Below are 15,085 nucleotides of genomic sequence, written 5' to 3' on the forward strand. Positions count from 1 at the left end.
CGTGCTGCCTAAGCTCTCGGGGGGGGGCGGGGACGGGACGGCCGGTCAGACGCGGGAGCGACCCGGCGTCCGCAGGTCGGCGACGATCATGTGGTGGCGGCGCCAGCCGGGGTAGGGCGCCATGGTTCCGACCTGGGCGAAGCCGAAGCCGGCGTAGCGCTCCAGTACGACCTCGTTGGTCTCGGCTATGAGCGCGGCGGCCCGCTGCTCGGTGCGGCCGGCGAGGAACTCCGCGACGAGCGTGGTGCCGAGGTGGAAGCGGCGCCAACGGGCGGCCACCAGCAGTTCGCACACACCGACGGTGCGGCGGCCGTCCTCACGGACGAACTCGGCGGTGGGCGCCGGGGTCAGGCCGTCCCACCAGAGGGTGTCCGGCTGGAGGGTGTAGCCGTAGACGAAGCCGGCGACGGTCTCCCCGTCGAGGGCGGCCAGCAGGCCGAAGCCGGGGCGCTCGGCGTGGGTGCGCAGCCGCTCCTCGACGGGCGGGTCGGTGTGGTCGCTCAGGTCGAGCGCGTGGGCGTACACGTCCTCGTAGGCGCGGGCCCAACGACCGGGGTCGGCGGCGACCTCCGGGCCGTCGTAGCGGCGCATGCGCAGGCTGGCGAGGGGCGCCCGGCCGGGTCTGGCCGGGGCGGTCTCGACGGTCTGGCTCATGGTGACCTCTCAGGTGGGGGCGGGTCGGCGGCCGTTCCTCCGCCCGTCCCGGCACGCGACGGTTCCGCCGTCGGACGGACATCTCGACGGGACGGACGAAGGTTAGGCAAAGCTAAGTTAGATCACACCGTGAGCGTTTCCAACCCGGCCCCCTGCTGCCCCGGCAGCGCGGGTGCGATGACGCCACCGGCGGTCGGCGGCTGGGGCTGGGCGAGCGACCTGGCGCGTTCGGCGACGAGTTCGAGCAGCGGGCCGAGGTCGTCGGCGGTGGCCCGGGGGTGGAGCAGGGTGGCCTTGAGCCACAGCCGGCGGACGCCGTCGTGGTCCTCGGCGACGGCCCGGCCGAGCACCGCGCTGCCCTCGGTGAGCAGTTCGCGCCGGATCGCCGCGACCAGCGCGTCCCCGGCCTCGTCGCCCGCCTCGTCCACCAGGGCGTCGGCGGCGACGGGCCGGAACAGCACGGTGGAGATGCCGGCGTCGCCGTCGCGGCGGCGCAGCGCGGGATGGCGGTCGACGCGTTCGGCGAACCGCCGCGCCGTGTCGACGCAGTGTTCGACGAGTCCGCCGACGCCTTCCCGGCCGAGCGCGCGCAGCGTGGTGGCGATCTTCAGCACGTCGGGGCGGCGGGAGGTGCGGATGGAGCGGCCCAGCAGGTCGGGCAGTCCGGCCTCGGTGTCGTCGTCCGCGTTGAGGTAGTCGGCGCGCAGCGAGAGCGCGCCGAGCGACGCGGCGTCGCGTACCGCCAGCACGCCGGCGGCGACCGGCTGCCAACCGAGCTTGTGCAGGTCGTAGGTGACCGAGACGGCCTGCTCGATGCCGTCCAGCAGCGGTGCCAGGGAGTCGCTGAACAGCAGCGGCCCGCCGTAGGCGGCGTCCACGTGGAGTTCGGCGCCGAACCCGGCGGCGACCTCGGCGATCTGCGGCAGCGGGTCGATCAGGCCCTCGTCGGTCGTCCCGGCGGTGGCCACGACCAGGGCGGGCGCGCCGCCCAGCGAGGCCAGGGCCCGGTCGAGCGCGGCGGGGAGCATCCGGCCGGCGCGGCACTCCACGGCGATCGGGGTGGGCAGGCCGAGGATCCACGCGGCGCGGCGCACGCTGTGGTGGGCGTTCGCACCGACCAGCACCTGGACCGTGCGCTCGCCGCGGGCCTGGGCCCGCTCCCTGGCCAGCAGCAGCGCGACCAGGTTGGACTCGGTGCCGCCGCTGGTGACGATCGCGTCGGCCGCCTCGGCCCGCGGGTAGACCAGCCGGGCGAGTTCGGCGGTGACCTCCTCCTCGATGACGGCTGCCGCGGGCGCCTGGTCCCAGGAGTCCATGGAGGGGTTGAGCGCGGACGCGGCGAGGTCGGCGGCGGCGGCCACGGCCAGCGGCGGGCAGTGCAGATGGGCCGCGCAGTGCGGGTCGGAGGGGTCGGCGGCGCCCTGGGCGGCCGCGCGTACGACGTCGTAGAGGGCGTCCTGGGCGCCGACACCGGCGTCCGGCAGGACCGGGCTGATCAGCGCCCGGGTGCGGGCGGCCACCTCGTCCGGTCCGCCGTGCGGCAGCGGGCCGCCGCGGGCGGCGGCGCCGTCGGCGAGCGCGTCGAGCGCGACGGAGGTCAGGGCGCGCAGGGTGCGGGCGTCGCCGGGGCCGGCGGCGACGGCGGTGGCGTCCCGGTCCGCGAGGTCGTGCGGACGGTCGGCGGGGTTCGGGTGAGAGCTCACGCGGCACGCTCCACATCGGCCAGGGCGTCGGACAGGCGGTTCAGTACGGAGTCGGCCTGCTCGTCGCTGAGGACGAGCGGCGGCAGCAGGCGCAGCACGCTGTCGCGTCGGCCGCCGAGTTCGAGCATCAGGCCGCGGGCCAGGCAGGCGGCGCGGAGCCGGGAGGCGAACTCGGGGGCGGCGGGCAGCGAGCCGAGCGCGTCGGGTTCCCCTTCGGGGTCGACGAGTTCGACGCCGATCATCAGGCCGCGGCCGCGTACCTCGCCGATGTGCCGGTGTTCACGGGCCAGTTCGCGCAGTCCGGCGCGGATCGTCGAGCCCAGCTTGGCGGCGCGTTCGGGCAGTTGCTCCTCGGCGACGGTCCGGAGGGTGATCTCACCGGCGACCATGGCCAGGGTGTTGCCGCGGAAGGTGCCGGTGTGGTCGCCGGGCCGCCAGGTGTCCAGGGCCGGGTCGTAGGCGATGAGCGCGAGCGGCAGTCCGCCGCCGACGGCCTTGGAGGTCACCAGGATGTCCGGGGTGACGCCGGCCCTCTCGCAGGCCCAGTAGTCGCCGGTGCGGCCGATGCCGGTCTGCACCTCGTCGATGATGAGCAGGACGTTGTTCTCCGCGGTGACGCGGCGGATCTCCCGCAGCCAGGAGTCCGGGCCCTCGACGACGCCGCCCTCGCCCTGCACGACCTCCAGGATCACCGCGGCCGGGGTGCCCACACCGCTGGAGGGGTCGGTGAGGTAGTTCTCCAGCAGGCGGGCGGAGAGGCGTCCGCCCTCCTCTGCGCCGAGGCCGAACGGGCAGCGGTAGCCGTAGGGGTAGGGCAGCCGGGTGACGGGCTGGGCGTCGGCGGGGCCGGTTCCGGCCGAGCCGCCGCGCATGCGGGAGGGGCCGGAGAGGGCGGCGGCGCCCAGGGTCATGCCGTGGTAGGCGCCGGTGAAGGAGACGATGCCGGTGCGTCCCGTGGCGTCCCGGGCGAGCTTGACCGCCGCCTCCACCGCGTCGGTGCCTGCGGGGCTGCAGAAGTGCAGTTTGGCGCGGTCCCGCAGATCGCCGGGGAGCCGGACGAGCAACTCCGTGGTGAAGGCGTCCTTCTGCGGGGTGATCATGTCGAGGGTGTGCAGGGGCGCGCCGGAGTCCAGGGCCGCGCGCAGGGCCTCGGTGACGGCCGGGTGGTTGTGGCCGAGGGCCAGGGTGCCGGCGCCGGAGAGGCAGTCGAGATAGGTCCGGCCATCGGCTCCGGTGACCTCCGCGCCGAGCGCCGCCACCGGGGCGACCGGCAGCGTCCTGGCGTAGGTACGAGCGGCGGACTCGCGCCGCTCCTGGCGGTCGAGGAGTTGAGCACGCAGCATGGTTGCGGTGGCCCTTCGAAGGTGACGGAACGGAGGCGTTCGGGGCGGGCGGGTGCGGCGAACCACACGTTCGGGGGAATCGCCCGGCGACGCACTTAGGTTAGCCTAACCTCTGCGGAGTGCAACGCCAGCCCTCTCGTTCCGTCGCCCGGGCTCGGGCCGACGCGCCGCCACCGGGCGGGGTGAACTCCGCCCCGCGGCGCCCCCGCTGACCCGAACGCACGGTGCCCGGCGGCAGCGACCGCTGACGCCGGGCACCGTACGGTGAGCAACGAGACCACCTCAGGCCAGGGCACGCTCCCTGCTCAGCGGGACGACCAACGGCGCCCCGATCTCCTCGTCGTACCGCACCAGGGCGCGCAGCCCGAACGCCTCGGCGAGCAGTTCCTCGGTGAGCACCTCGACCGGGGGGCCCTGGGCGACGACGCGGCCGTCCTTCATGGCGACCAGGTGGTCCGCGTACCGCGCGGCGAGCGAGAGGTCGTGCAGAACGAGGACGACCGTGCGGCCGGTGTCCCGGTGCAGTTCGCGCACCAGGTCGAGCACCTCCACCTGGTGCGCCAGGTCGAGGTGGTTGGTGGGCTCGTCGAGCAGCAGGATCTCGGTCTCCTGCGCGAGCGCCATGGCGATCCAGGCGCGCTGCCGCTGGCCACCGGAGAGTTCGTCGAGCGTGCGCTCGGCCAACTCGTAGGTGCCGGTGCTGCGCAGCGCCCGCGCGACGGCCTCCTCGTCGTCGGAGGACCAGCGCCGGTACCAGGTCTGGTGCGGGTGCCTGCCCCTGGCCACGAGGTCCGCGACGCTCAGCCCCTCGGGTGCCACCGGGGACTGCGGCAGCAGCCCCACCCGCTCGGCGACCCGCTTGGTCGGCATGGTGTGCACGGGCTCGCCGTCCAGCAGCACCCGGCCGGACAGCGGCTTCATCAGCCGGCCGAAGGAACGCAACAGGGTCGACTTCCCGCAGCCGTTGGGGCCGATGACGGCGGTCACCGTGCCGTCCTCGATCTCCAGGTCGAGGTCGTGCACCACGGTGCGGTCTCCGTACGCCAGGCTCAGCCGCTCGGCGCGCAGCCGCGCGGCGGGGCGTCCGGCGTGCTCCGCCTCGCGTCCCCGGGCGCCGGCCGGCGCGCCGTCCCGTACGTCGTCGTGGTCGAGGGTGTGTGTCATGAGGTACGACCCCTTCCGCTCCGGATGAGCAGGTACAGCAGATAGGGAGCGCCGAGCGCGGCGGTGAGCACCCCGACCGGCAGTTCGACGTCGCTGACGACGCTTCGGGCGAGTACGTCCGCCCAGACGGTGACCGCCCCGCCCAGCAGGGCGGAGCCGAGCAGCGGCGGGGTGCCGCAGCGCAGCAGGCGCAGCGCCAGCTGCGGGCACGCCAGTGCCACGAAGGCGATGGGGCCGGCGACGGCGGTGGCCGTCGCGGTCAGCAGCACCGCGGTGACCAGCAGCACGGCCCGGGAGGCGGTCATCCGCACGCCCAGGCCGCGCGCGGTGTCCTCGTCGAAGGCGAGCGCGCCCAGCTGGAAGGAGAGCCCGAGGGCGAGCGGCAGCAGCACCAGCAGGGCGAGCGCGGCGGGCCGGACCAGCTCCCAGTTGGCGCCGTTGAGGCTGCCGTTGAGCCAGATCAGCGCGCGTCCGGCGTCCACGATGTTCGCCTTCACCAGCATCCAGGACAGCGCGCTGCCGAGTACGGCGTTGACGCCGACGCCGACCAGCAGGACCCGGAAGCCGCTGAGCCCCCGCCGTACGGCGAGCACGAAGATGACCACGGCGGTGACCAGTCCGCCGGCGACGGCGGCCAACGGGATGCCGACGTCGGCCAGGACGCCGCTGAGGCCGCCGTAGGCGCCGGCTCCGACGATGACGGCAACCGCGCCCACGCCGGCGCCGGTGGTGATGCCCAGGATGTCCGGACTCGCCAGCGGGTTGCGGGCGATGTTCTGGAAGATGGCGCCGGCCAGCGCCAGCGAGGCGCCGACCAGGACGCCCACCAGGGAGCGAGGCAGCCGCATCTCCATGATGACAAGGCGGTCGACCCCGTCGCCGCCGCCCAGCAGCACGGCGACGATGTCGGGCACCGGGACCTCGATGTCGCCGCGTCCGACGTTGACCACGACTCCGGCGAACACGGCGGCCGCGATGACCAGCGGGACCAGTGCCGCTCGGGGCCGCCAGACCATGGAGACCGGACCGAACCGCAGCGGCCGCCGTCCGGGCACCACCGGGAGTCCGGTCTCCGATGGCGGGGTTGTTTCCTGCACGGGTGGGGTTCGGGTGGTGCTCACAGCCTCACCGGCTTCCTGCGGCGAACGAGGTAGATGAAGACCGGGCCGCCGATGAGCGCCAGCATGATGCCGACCTCCAACTCCCCGGGGCGGGCGACAAGCCGGCCCAGAGTGTCGGCGGCCAGCGTCAGGGCGCCGCCCAGCAGTGCGGCGTAGGCGAGGATCCAGCGGTAGTCGGGGCCGGTGAAGTAGCGCGCGACGTGGGTGGCGACCAGTCCGACAAAGCCGATCGGCCCGCACACCGCGACGGCGGTGCCGGTCAGCAGGGTGATCGCGACCATGCCGACGGCGCGGGTGGTGCCGAGGTTGACGCCGAGCGTGCGGGCCACGTCCTCACCCAGCGACAGCGCGTTCAGACCGGGCGCGTTGGCCGCCGCCAGCACCAGGCCGAGCAGGACGAACGGCAGCATCTGCGTCGTGAGTTCGAGCGTCCGGCCGCTGACCGAGCCGACGGTCCAGAACCGGTAGGTGTCCATCGCGGCGCGGTCCATGATGACCATGCCGGCGGTCAGCGCGGTGAACAGGGCGTGGGTGGCGGCGCCTGCCAGCGCCAGGGTGACGGGCGTGGCCCCGCCCCGGGCGAGGGTGCCGACGAGATAGACCAGGGCGCTGGCCACCGCCGCGCCGAGGAAGCCGAACCAGATGTAGCCGTACAGGCTGGTGACGCCGAGTACGAAGATGGAGCCGACCACGCACATGCCGGCTCCGGCGCTGATGCCGAGCACCACCGGGTCGGCGATGGGGTTGCGGGTGTGTCCCTGCATCAGCGCGCCGGCGACGCCGAGCGCGACGCCGGCCACCAGGGCGAGTACGGTCCGGGGCACCCGTAGGCGCCGGACGATGATGTCGCCGTCCTCCCCGGTGGGGGTCCACAGGCCGTGCCAGACCTGGGAGGGAGTCAGCGGGTTGGCGCCCAGCGCGAGGCTCAGCAGGAGCGTCAGCGCGAGCAGTGCCAGCAGTGCGGCCAGTCCGCCCCACAGTCTGCGGGTCCGGTTTGGCGCGATCTGCCGCTTCGCCCGTTTTGCGGGCGGCGCAGATAGCGCTTCGATCACGATGTTCCTCCGCGGCGCCATAGGTTAGGTTAGGCCAGCCTAAGCTTAGGCCGCGCAATCCCGTAAGAAAGGGGACCCTCATATGAGAGCCCGTTGGCTCACCCGTCTCGGCCGGACCGTCGGCGCCGCAGCCGCCACGGCGGCCGTGCTCGCCACCGCCGCGTGCGGCGGAGGCTCGGACAAGGATACGGACACCGACGGCGGCAAGTCCCCTGGCGACAAGAACGCGAGCGGCTCGGCCTTCCCGCGCACGGTCGACCACGCGATGGGCAAGACCGAGATCAAGGAACAGCCCAAGCGGGTCGTCGCCCTGGACATGACGTTCGTGGACGCCGCGCTGGCCCTCGAGGCCGAGGTCGTCGGCTACACCACCTTCGCCAGCCCCGACGAGAAGCTGCCCGCCTACTTCGGCGACGACGCGAAGAAGTACGGCGGCGAGGCCGTGCCGGTCGGTCTGCTGGAGGAGCCCAAGCTCGAGCAGATCATCAAGCTCAAGCCGGACCTGATCCTCTCCGCCAAGGTCCGCCACGAGAAGCTGTACTCCCAGCTCAACGAGATCGCCCCGACCGTCTTCACCGAGACGACCGGCGCGACCTGGAAGGAGAACCTGGAGCTGGTCGGCACGGCACTCGGCAAGGAGGACCTGGCCAAGGAGAAGGTCGAGGCCTTCGAGAAGCGCGCCAAGGCCATCGGCGACAGCGTCCGCAAGGAGCGCGGCGGCAACCCGACCGTCTCCGTCGTGCGGTTCGTCGACGGCCCGACGCGGCTGTACAAGGAGGACACCTACATCGGTGTCATCGTGAACGACCTCGGCTTCGACAAGCCGAAGGACGCGCGCGGCGAGGGCTTCAACGCCGACATCTCCGAGGAGGAGATCCGGAAGGTCGACGCGGACGACATCTTTGTCACCGCCTACCCCGACCCGGAGGGCGCCTCGGAGAAGAGCAAGCAGAAGTACCAGGCCAACCCGCTGTGGAAGAAGCTGGACGGCAAGGTGCACGACGTGGACGACGTGACCTGGATGCTCGCGGTCGGCCTGTACGGCGCCGAGTCGGTGCTGGACGACGTGGCCAAGACCTACAAGGTCGACGCGGCCCGCGGCTGACGCCCCTTCACGCGCCCACCGGTGCCCGGCCCCACGGCCGGCGCCGGTGGGCGCGCGCGTGCGGGCCGCGCGGGATGCCGGCCGCGCTTCAGCCGCGACCCGCCCGCGGGCAGCCGGCGCACAGCCGGTCCGGGGTGAGCGTGTAGTACAGACAGCAGCTCGCCCGGACGCGGGCCGGGTCGGCGGACGCCTCGCACGCCCCGCTCTCGCCGGCCGCCGTGACGCCGGCAGGCGTGTCGGCAGGCGTGTCGGCAGGCGCCTCGGCGGGCGGGAGCCGGTAGCCGGCGGCACCCGCGTACGGCGGGGTGTCGCCGGGGAGCAGCGAGTTCGCCGCCCGGGCGCCGGCGGGGCGGTCCCCCAGCAGCCCGCCCAGATGCGCCAGCCCCTCGGCCAACTCGTCGGTGGCCAGCGCCCACAGCCCGCGCGGGCCGCGTCGCAGCAGCGGGCCGAACGCCTCCAGTACCGGACCGAGGTGGTCGCGCACGGCGGCTCGCAGCTCCTGGCGCAGCGCCGCCTCGTCGGCCACCACCCGCACCCCCGGCAGGTGTTCGGCCGGGTCGCCCGGCAGGCACGTCACACTCTCGGGGGCGACCGTGACCACCAGGGCGTCGAGGTCGAAGGCGAAGGCGTCGGGCGACAGGCGCGGTACGCGCCGCTGCAGATACCAGGGGCCGCTCATCGTGAGACAGGCCACAAAGGCGTACTGATGGAGCGCCTCGGCGGCGGCGACGTCCTGCCGCGGGTGGCGGCCGAAGGTCGCGGCGAGCCGTTCGGCGACGCGTTCGACAAGCGCGCCCGGCACCTCGGGCCGTTCGACGAGTCCTCGGGCGGTGAGCGTGCCGGGCGTGGGTCCGCCGGTGGTGGTCCGCAGTATCAGCGGCGGGAACAGCTCGGCCAGCGGTTCGTACATCCGCGCGAGCAGCGCGGTGTGAGTGAGCGGCCGGCCGGGATCGGCCGCCGTCACCGTGGCGTGGGATACGGCGGACACGGGAACCTCAGGGGGTGGGATGACAGGCAAGGCTAACCTTAGGCACTTCCGGCTCTGTGCAACAGACCACCGGTTCGGCGGTGTCGCCCCGTGACCGAATCCGTTCACACGCGTTGTCCACTGTGTGACCTCCCTCAGCACACCGCAGAACCCGGCCCGGCGCCGCCACCGCCAGCCGGCGGACGGGCCGGAGCGCGAAGAAACGGTTCACCGGATCGCGTCCACCCCGATCTACACGGCTCTCGCCCGGCAGTGGGCCGCCGAGCGCCGGGCCGTGCCCGGCGACGTGGACGACGAGTGGTCCTCGCTTGTCGACTACGCCACCTGGCGCCGCCGGCAGCCCCTCCCCCGCTCGGGCCTGGCACCCTGACCCAGGGGCCGACCGCCACTCCACACCGTGTGTTCAACCGATGTTTTCCGGCCGCCTCTTGGCCGCGCTGGCCGGTAACCACCCTGTTCACAGGCGAAGTTGACGACCGTCACCTAGCCTGGGCCCGTTGTGCCTGCTGACCGCAGTGAAACGAGGGGCTCTGGATGACAGGCTTGCGGGTGTCGATGGACATCGGAGGCACCTTCACCGACGTCGTCGTCTACGACGAGCGGACGGGACGCTACCGGGCGGGCAAGGCGTCCACCACTCCGCACGACCTGACCGAGGGGGTGATGACCGCCCTCACCTCGGTGCTGGCCGGTTCCGACGGCCCACCGGCCTCCCCCGCCGACATCACCTTCCTGGTGCACGGCACCACGCAGGGACTCAACGCCTTCCTCCAGCGGCGCGGCGTACGGGTGCTGCTGCTCGCCGGCCAGGACGCCGCCGACACCTACCACATCGCCCGCGGCCCCCGGACCCGGCTGTACGACCTGCACTACCGCAAGCCGGAACCGCTGGTCCCGCTGCGGGACATCGTCCCCGTCGGCGGACGTCTGGACGCGGCCGGCCGGGAGATCGAACCGCTGGACGAGGACGCGGTCCGCGAGGCCGCCCGCCGCTACCGCGCGGAGGGCTTCGAGGCGATCGCCGTCGGGCTGCTGTTCAGCCACGCCAACCCGGCGCACGAACTGCGGGCCGCCGAGATCCTGCGCGCCGAGCTGGCCGACCTCGGCGAGGACGTGACGATCTCGCTCTCCCACCAGGCCGCCAACGAGTGGCGCGAGTACGAACGCACCTCCTCCGCCGTGCTGGAGGCCTACATCGGCCCCGTGGTGCGGCGCTACCTGACCTCGCTGACCGGTGTACTGGCCGACCACCGGGTGGCCGTGCCGCTGCACGTGATGCAGTCCTCCGGGGGTGTCATCACCGCCGAGACCGCCCGTCACCGACCGCTCCAGACACTGCTGTCCGGGCCCGTCGGCGGCACCATGGGCGGGGTCGCGCTCGCCCGCGCGCTCGGCCGCCGCAACCTCGTCTGCGTGGACATGGGCGGCACCTCCTTCGACGTCTCCCTCGTCGTGGACGGCCGGCCGGACGTCACCTCCGAGGCCCGGCTGGAGGGCCTGCCCGTCCTGATGAGCGTGGTCGACATCCACACCATCGGCGCCGGCGGCGGCTCGATCGCCTGGGAGGAGGCCGGCGGGCTGCGCGTGGGCCCCGGCTCGGCCGGCGCCGCGCCCGGGCCCGCCTGCTACGGCAGGGGCGGCACCGAGCCGACGGTCACCGACGCCAACCTGCTGCTCGGCCGGATCGACGAACGCGGCTTCGCGGGAGGCGAGTTCGACCTCGACGCGGCCGCCGCCGAGCAGGCGCTGGCCGCGCTCGGCAAGCGGCTCGGGCTGGACGCGGTGGGGATGGCCGAGGGCGTCTGCGAGGTCGCCAACGCCAAGATGGCGCAGGCGATCCGCACGATCACCGTGGCACGCGGCATCGAACCGCGCGAGTTCACCCTGGTCGCCTTCGGCGGCGCGGGCCCCATGCACAGCGTCTTCCTTGCCCGGGAGCTCGGCATACCCGAGGTGGTCGTGCCGCGCTTCCCCGGCGCGTTCTCCGCCTGGGGGATGCTGGAGACCGAGATCCGCACGGACTTCGCCGAGCCCTTCTTCCGGCTCGACGCCGACGTGGACCCACGGGAGATGGCCGACCGGCTGTCGACCGCCGCCCGCGGCGCGCTGGACGCCCTGGACAGCGAGGGTGTGCCCGAGGACCGGCGGCGCTCCGAGTGCGCGGTCGACATCCGCTACGCCGCGCAGGAGTACACCCTGACCGTCCCGCTGACCGGTCCGGACGAGCCGCTGCTCCCCGACTTCCCGGAGATCATCGCCGAGCGGTTCGCCCGTCAGCACCACACCCGCTACGGGCACTCCAACAAGGGCGCGCCGCTGGAGTTCGTGGCGCTGCGCGTCACCGCGCTCGGCGCGCTCGACGCGGCGCCCGCGGAGACCGTTCCCGAGGCGGAGGCGGACTTCCCGCACCGCACCCGCGGCGTGGTGTTCGACGGCGTCGAGCACCCGGCGCTGATCGTCGACCGCGGGACGCTGCGCCGCGGACACGAGTTCAGCGGCCCCGCGATCGTCCAGGAGCCGACCGCCACCACCGTGGTACCGCCCGGCTACCGGGTGGGGCTGGACGCCGGGGGTTCGCTTGTCATACGCGAGGAGGCCAAGTGAGCACGGCGACAACCGTCGACCCGGTCACCGTGGAGATCATCCGCAACGCGGTGATCTCGGCGGCGGAGGACATGAACGCGACCCTGATGCGTTCGGCGTACACCCCGATCATCTACGAGTGCGGCGACTGCGTCGTGGCGCTGCTGGACGACGAGCACCAGGTGCTCGGACAGTCGGCCGGGCTGCCCATCTTCCTCGGCAACCTGGAGAGCTGCACCAAGGCGACCGAGGAGCGGTTCGGCAGGGACGCCTGGCGCCCCGGTGACGTGTGGATCCTCAACGACAGCTATCTCGGCGGGACCCACCTCAACGACGTCACGATCTTCGGCCCGGTCTTCACCGGCGACGAACTCGCCGGCTTCACCGCCACCCGCGCGCACTGGATCGACGTCGGCTCCAAGGACCCCGGCGGGTCCATGGACTCGGTGAACATCTTCCAGGAGGGCCTGCGGATGGGGCCCCAGAAGCTCGTCGAGGGCGGGGTGCCGGTGCCCGGCATCACCGACACCATCGCCGGCAACGTGCGCTTCCCGTACCCCACCACCGGCGACATGAACGCCATGATCGCCACCATCCGCATGGGGCAGACCCGGCTCGCGGAGCTGGTCGAGCGCTTCGGCCTGGCCACCCTGCGCGCCGCGCGGGACGAGATCTTCCGCCAGACCGAGCAGTTGGAACGGGAGGTCATCGGCGCCGTCCCGGACGGCGTCTACACGGCCGAGGGCTTCCTGGACAACGACGGCATCGACCTCACGACGCCGGTACCGGTGAAACTGCGGATCACGGTCAGCGGCACGGACATCGACTTCGACGTCACCGAGTCCGCCGACCAGACCGTCGGGCCGGTCAACTGCGGTGCCGCGCAGGCCGTCTCCGCCTGCCGGGTCGGCTACAAGCTGCTGGTCAGCCCGGACGTGCCGGGCAACGGCGGATCGTTCCGCCCGCTGACCGTCCAGGTGCGCGAGGGCTCGGTGTTCGGGGCGGTCGCCCCGGCCGCCTGCCAGTGGTACTTCTCGCATCTGGGCCTGCTCATCGACCTCGTCGCCAGGGCGCTGGCGCCGGTGCTGCCCGAACGGGTGGCGGCCGCCAGCCACGGCGACTCGATGATCGTGATGTTCGCCGGCCGGGACCCGCGCACCCACCGCGACTACGTCAGTCTGGAGGCCACGCTGGGCGGTTGGGGGGCCTGGCACGGCTCGGACGGCCAGGACGCCCTCATCAACAACGTCAACGGCTCGCTCAAGGACCTCCCCGTGGAGGTCGTCGAGGCCCGCTTCCCGGTGCGGATCACCGAGTACGGCTTCCGGCCGGACTCGGGCGGCGTGGGCCGCTGGCGCGGCGGCAACGGGGTGGTGCGGGAGTACGAGGTGCTGGCCGACTGCACGGTCTCCCTGTGGTTCGAGCGGTCCGTGACACCCGCCTGGGGGCTGTTCGGCGGCGGCGAGGCGGTCGGGCCGCGGGTGACGATCAACCCGGGCGGGCCGGACGAGCGGCGGCTGCTGAAGTGCAACGGGCTGGCGCTGCGCGCCGGCGACGTGGTCCGGTGCGAGACGGGCGGCGGCGGTGGCTACGGCCCGGCCGACGAGCGCGACCCCGCACTCGTCGAGGCCGACGTGCGGGACCGGCACGTGACGCCCGAGCACGCCCGCCGCGCCTACGGGCGCTGAACGGCGCACCCGGCCGTGCCGTCCGGGACCTGTCCGGTCAGACGGACGGCGCGGCCGGGTCCAGCAGCGCGTAGCAGGCGACGTGCAGCGCCAGCCGCTGCTCGGGGGCGTTGAGGTCGACGCCGTGGGCCCGGATGCGTTCGACGCGGCCCAGTATCGTGTTGCGGTGCACGCCCAGCCGGGCCGCGGCCTGCCCGGTGGAGCCGGCGCAGTCCAGCAGCGCCGCCAGCGTCGCCAGCAGCACGTCGGCCTTCGGGTCGGCGAGCAGGGGCGCCAGTAACGTCCGTGCGGCGGTGGCGAGTTCGGCGACCGGCAGGGCGGCGAGCACGGCACGCGGCCCCAGCCGCCCGTACAGTTCGACGACGCGGCCGCCGCGGCGGCTCGCGGCCGCCGCGGCCAGCTCCGCCTCGGTCACCGAGCGGCGCAGCCCCGCCATGCCCTCGCCCACGTCGCCGACGCCCGCGCTCAGCGGGATCGGGATGCGGGCGGACTCCAGCCGCCTGCCGACCTGTTGGCCCACCTGCTCGGAGGTGAGTCCGGTGCCGGTGAACCAGGTGGCCCAGCCGTGCTGGAGCGGGACCAGCGGCGCGTCGGAGAGGTCGGCCTGCCAGGCGGCGGTGACGCCGGGGGCGGCGGCGTCCAGGTCCTGCGGCTCCCAGCCGGCCGGTCGCAGGTAGACGGCGACCAGTCGGCCGTCGACGGGCCAGCCGGCGTCCCTGGCGATCTCCTCGGGGCTCTGTCCGCCGCCGTGCGGCAGCGTCCCGCGGCCGTCGCCGGCGAGCGCCGCGCCGGGGCGGTGGTCCTCCTCGGCGGGGTGCGGCGAGGGGCGCCCCGTCAGCAGGGCCTCCATCAGCAGGCGGTCGCGGCTGCCCTGGTGGGCGAGGGAGAGCCGGGTGCCGGCGCCGGCGGAGGCGAGCGGGGCGCGGGCCAGCCGCAGGATCGTCTCCACGGTCTCGGCCCAGGCGGGCGAGGGGGTGTTGATGCGGGCGACAAGCGTCGCCCAGGGGCGGCCGTCCGCCGAGGGCACGGGGACCGTCACCCGGTGGTGGTCCTCGGCGGGCCCGGCGAGGTCGCCGCCACCGGCCGCGGCCCGGCCGGCCAGCAGGTGCCCCTCCTTGGTGACCAGGGCCGCGATCACCCCGGGCACCTCGGAGTTGATGACGCCGACGATGCCGCGCAGGCTGAAGCGCTCGCCGAAGAGCACCGCGCAGCGGGCGATCAGCCGTGCCCTGGCCGCCTCGGTGTCGGCGATGGCGACGGCCATCTCCAGGGCGATGCCGGCCGGGTCCGGCACGGTGAGCAGCGGCATCCGCAGCCGTTCGGCGAGTTGGGTGGTGGAGCCGCTGACGGGCACGGTGTCGGGGGCGACGACGCAGGCGGCGTTGCGTTCCCACGCGCAGCGCAGCGCGGCCTCCAGCGCCCACACGCCGTGCGCGGCGGCGGGGTGGACCACCATGGCGGTCTGGGGTTCGACGCGGCGCGCCTGGTCGAGGTCGGAGACCAGACCGACTCCGCTGACCGGCCGGTGCAGATGGGAGCCGGCGAAGGCGCGGGCGCCGCTGAGCGGGCCGAAGCGCACGAGTTGGGCCACGGTCAGCTGGCCGCAGGGGCGGTGACGGCTCATCGGGTGGCCCCCTTGCCGGGTGTGTTGCCGGGTGTGTTGCCGGGTGTCGCGTTCCTGTGC

Annotated in this window: 12 protein-coding genes; 4 read left to right on the forward strand and 8 right to left on the reverse strand. The window is 73.9% G+C overall.

Translation table 11 applies throughout. The features are described from left to right. Nucleotides 1-45 precede the first annotated feature (45 nt). The 6 genes from GL263_RS09100 to GL263_RS09125 all read right to left on the reverse strand — a co-directional run bounded on the left by GL263_RS09100 (nucleotide 46) and on the right by GL263_RS09125 (nucleotide 7,037). Nucleotides 46-654: a GNAT family N-acetyltransferase gene (locus GL263_RS09100; protein ID WP_182855088.1), complete on the reverse strand. Its 609-nt coding sequence runs from the start codon at nucleotides 652-654 to the stop codon at nucleotides 46-48. A gap of 122 nt (nucleotides 655-776) precedes the next feature. Then, nucleotides 777-2,357 carry a pyridoxal phosphate-dependent decarboxylase family protein gene (locus GL263_RS09105; protein ID WP_182855089.1) on the reverse strand — a complete coding sequence of 527 codons (1,581 nt, stop codon included), beginning with the start codon at nucleotides 2,355-2,357 and terminating at the stop codon, nucleotides 777-779. Further along, a complete protein-coding gene (locus GL263_RS09110) occupies nucleotides 2,354-3,700 on the reverse strand; it encodes a diaminobutyrate--2-oxoglutarate transaminase family protein (RefSeq protein WP_182855090.1) in 1,347 nt (448 codons plus the stop codon). Before GL263_RS09110 ends, GL263_RS09105 begins: the two co-directional genes overlap by 4 nt. A 282-nt stretch (nucleotides 3,701-3,982) precedes the next feature. After that, nucleotides 3,983-4,864 (reverse strand): ABC transporter ATP-binding protein, encoded by an 882-nt coding sequence (locus GL263_RS09115; protein WP_182855091.1) that lies wholly within the window; start codon nucleotides 4,862-4,864, stop codon nucleotides 3,983-3,985. After that, nucleotides 4,861-5,985 (reverse strand): FecCD family ABC transporter permease, encoded by a 1,125-nt coding sequence (locus GL263_RS09120; protein ID WP_323379311.1) that lies wholly within the window; start codon nucleotides 5,983-5,985, stop codon nucleotides 4,861-4,863. Before GL263_RS09120 ends, GL263_RS09115 begins: the two co-directional genes overlap by 4 nt. Further along, a complete protein-coding gene (locus GL263_RS09125; RefSeq protein ID WP_323379312.1) occupies nucleotides 5,982-7,037 on the reverse strand; it encodes a FecCD family ABC transporter permease in 1,056 nt (351 codons plus the stop codon). Before GL263_RS09125 ends, GL263_RS09120 begins: the two co-directional genes overlap by 4 nt. A gap of 82 nt (nucleotides 7,038-7,119) precedes the next feature. Here GL263_RS09125 and GL263_RS09130 point away from each other — a divergent pair, with 82 nt between their 5' ends. Continuing rightward, the gene (locus GL263_RS09130; protein WP_182855093.1) at nucleotides 7,120-8,142 is read left to right on the forward strand and encodes an ABC transporter substrate-binding protein; all 1,023 of its coding nucleotides are present in this window, start codon (nucleotides 7,120-7,122) and stop codon (nucleotides 8,140-8,142) included. Between the two features lie 88 nt (nucleotides 8,143-8,230). Here the strand turns inward: GL263_RS09130 and GL263_RS09135 are convergent, their stop codons facing one another. Further along, nucleotides 8,231-9,130, reverse strand: a complete 900-nt coding sequence (locus GL263_RS09135; RefSeq protein ID WP_182855094.1) for a (2Fe-2S)-binding protein — start codon at nucleotides 9,128-9,130, stop codon at nucleotides 8,231-8,233. A gap of 124 nt (nucleotides 9,131-9,254) precedes the next feature. Here GL263_RS09135 and GL263_RS09140 point away from each other — a divergent pair, with 124 nt between their 5' ends. The 3 genes from GL263_RS09140 (at nucleotide 9,255) to GL263_RS09150 (ending at nucleotide 13,401) form a co-directional block, all read left to right on the forward strand. Next, nucleotides 9,255-9,500, forward strand: a complete 246-nt coding sequence (locus tag GL263_RS09140; protein WP_182855095.1) for a hypothetical protein — start codon at nucleotides 9,255-9,257, stop codon at nucleotides 9,498-9,500. Nucleotides 9,501-9,664: 164 nt separating this feature from the next. Beyond that, nucleotides 9,665-11,734, forward strand: a complete 2,070-nt coding sequence (locus GL263_RS09145; RefSeq protein WP_182855096.1) for a hydantoinase/oxoprolinase family protein — start codon at nucleotides 9,665-9,667, stop codon at nucleotides 11,732-11,734. Next, nucleotides 11,731-13,401, forward strand: coding sequence for a hydantoinase B/oxoprolinase family protein (locus GL263_RS09150; protein ID WP_182855097.1), 1,671 nt, complete (start codon nucleotides 11,731-11,733; stop codon nucleotides 13,399-13,401). Before GL263_RS09145 ends, GL263_RS09150 begins: the two co-directional genes overlap by 4 nt. Before the next feature lie 37 nt (nucleotides 13,402-13,438). Here the strand turns inward: GL263_RS09150 and GL263_RS09155 are convergent, their stop codons facing one another. Continuing rightward, nucleotides 13,439-15,025 (reverse strand): helix-turn-helix domain-containing protein, encoded by a 1,587-nt coding sequence (locus GL263_RS09155; protein ID WP_182855098.1) that lies wholly within the window; start codon nucleotides 15,023-15,025, stop codon nucleotides 13,439-13,441. Nucleotides 15,026-15,085 lie beyond the last annotated feature (60 nt).

The sequence above is a fragment of the Streptomyces durbertensis genome (genome assembly GCF_014156695.1).
Taxonomy (GTDB): domain Bacteria; phylum Actinomycetota; class Actinomycetes; order Streptomycetales; family Streptomycetaceae; genus Streptomyces; species Streptomyces durbertensis.

Excerpts from the sequence above, each read along its gene's own strand:
- GL263_RS09110 (WP_182855090.1), bottom strand. The coding sequence starts at position 3,700 with ATGCTGCGTGCTCAACTCCTCGACCGCCAGGAGCGGCGCGAGTCCGCC.
- GL263_RS09155 (WP_182855098.1), bottom strand. The coding sequence starts at position 15,025 with ATGAGCCGTCACCGCCCCTGCGGCCAGCTGACCGTGGCCCAACTCGTG.
- GL263_RS09100 (WP_182855088.1), bottom strand. The coding sequence starts at position 654 with ATGAGCCAGACCGTCGAGACCGCCCCGGCCAGACCCGGCCGGGCGCCC.
- GL263_RS09145 (WP_182855096.1), top strand. The coding sequence starts at position 9,665 with ATGACAGGCTTGCGGGTGTCGATGGACATCGGAGGCACCTTCACCGAC.
- GL263_RS09130 (WP_182855093.1), top strand. The coding sequence starts at position 7,120 with ATGAGAGCCCGTTGGCTCACCCGTCTCGGCCGGACCGTCGGCGCCGCA.
- GL263_RS09115 (WP_182855091.1), bottom strand. The coding sequence starts at position 4,864 with ATGACACACACCCTCGACCACGACGACGTACGGGACGGCGCGCCGGCC.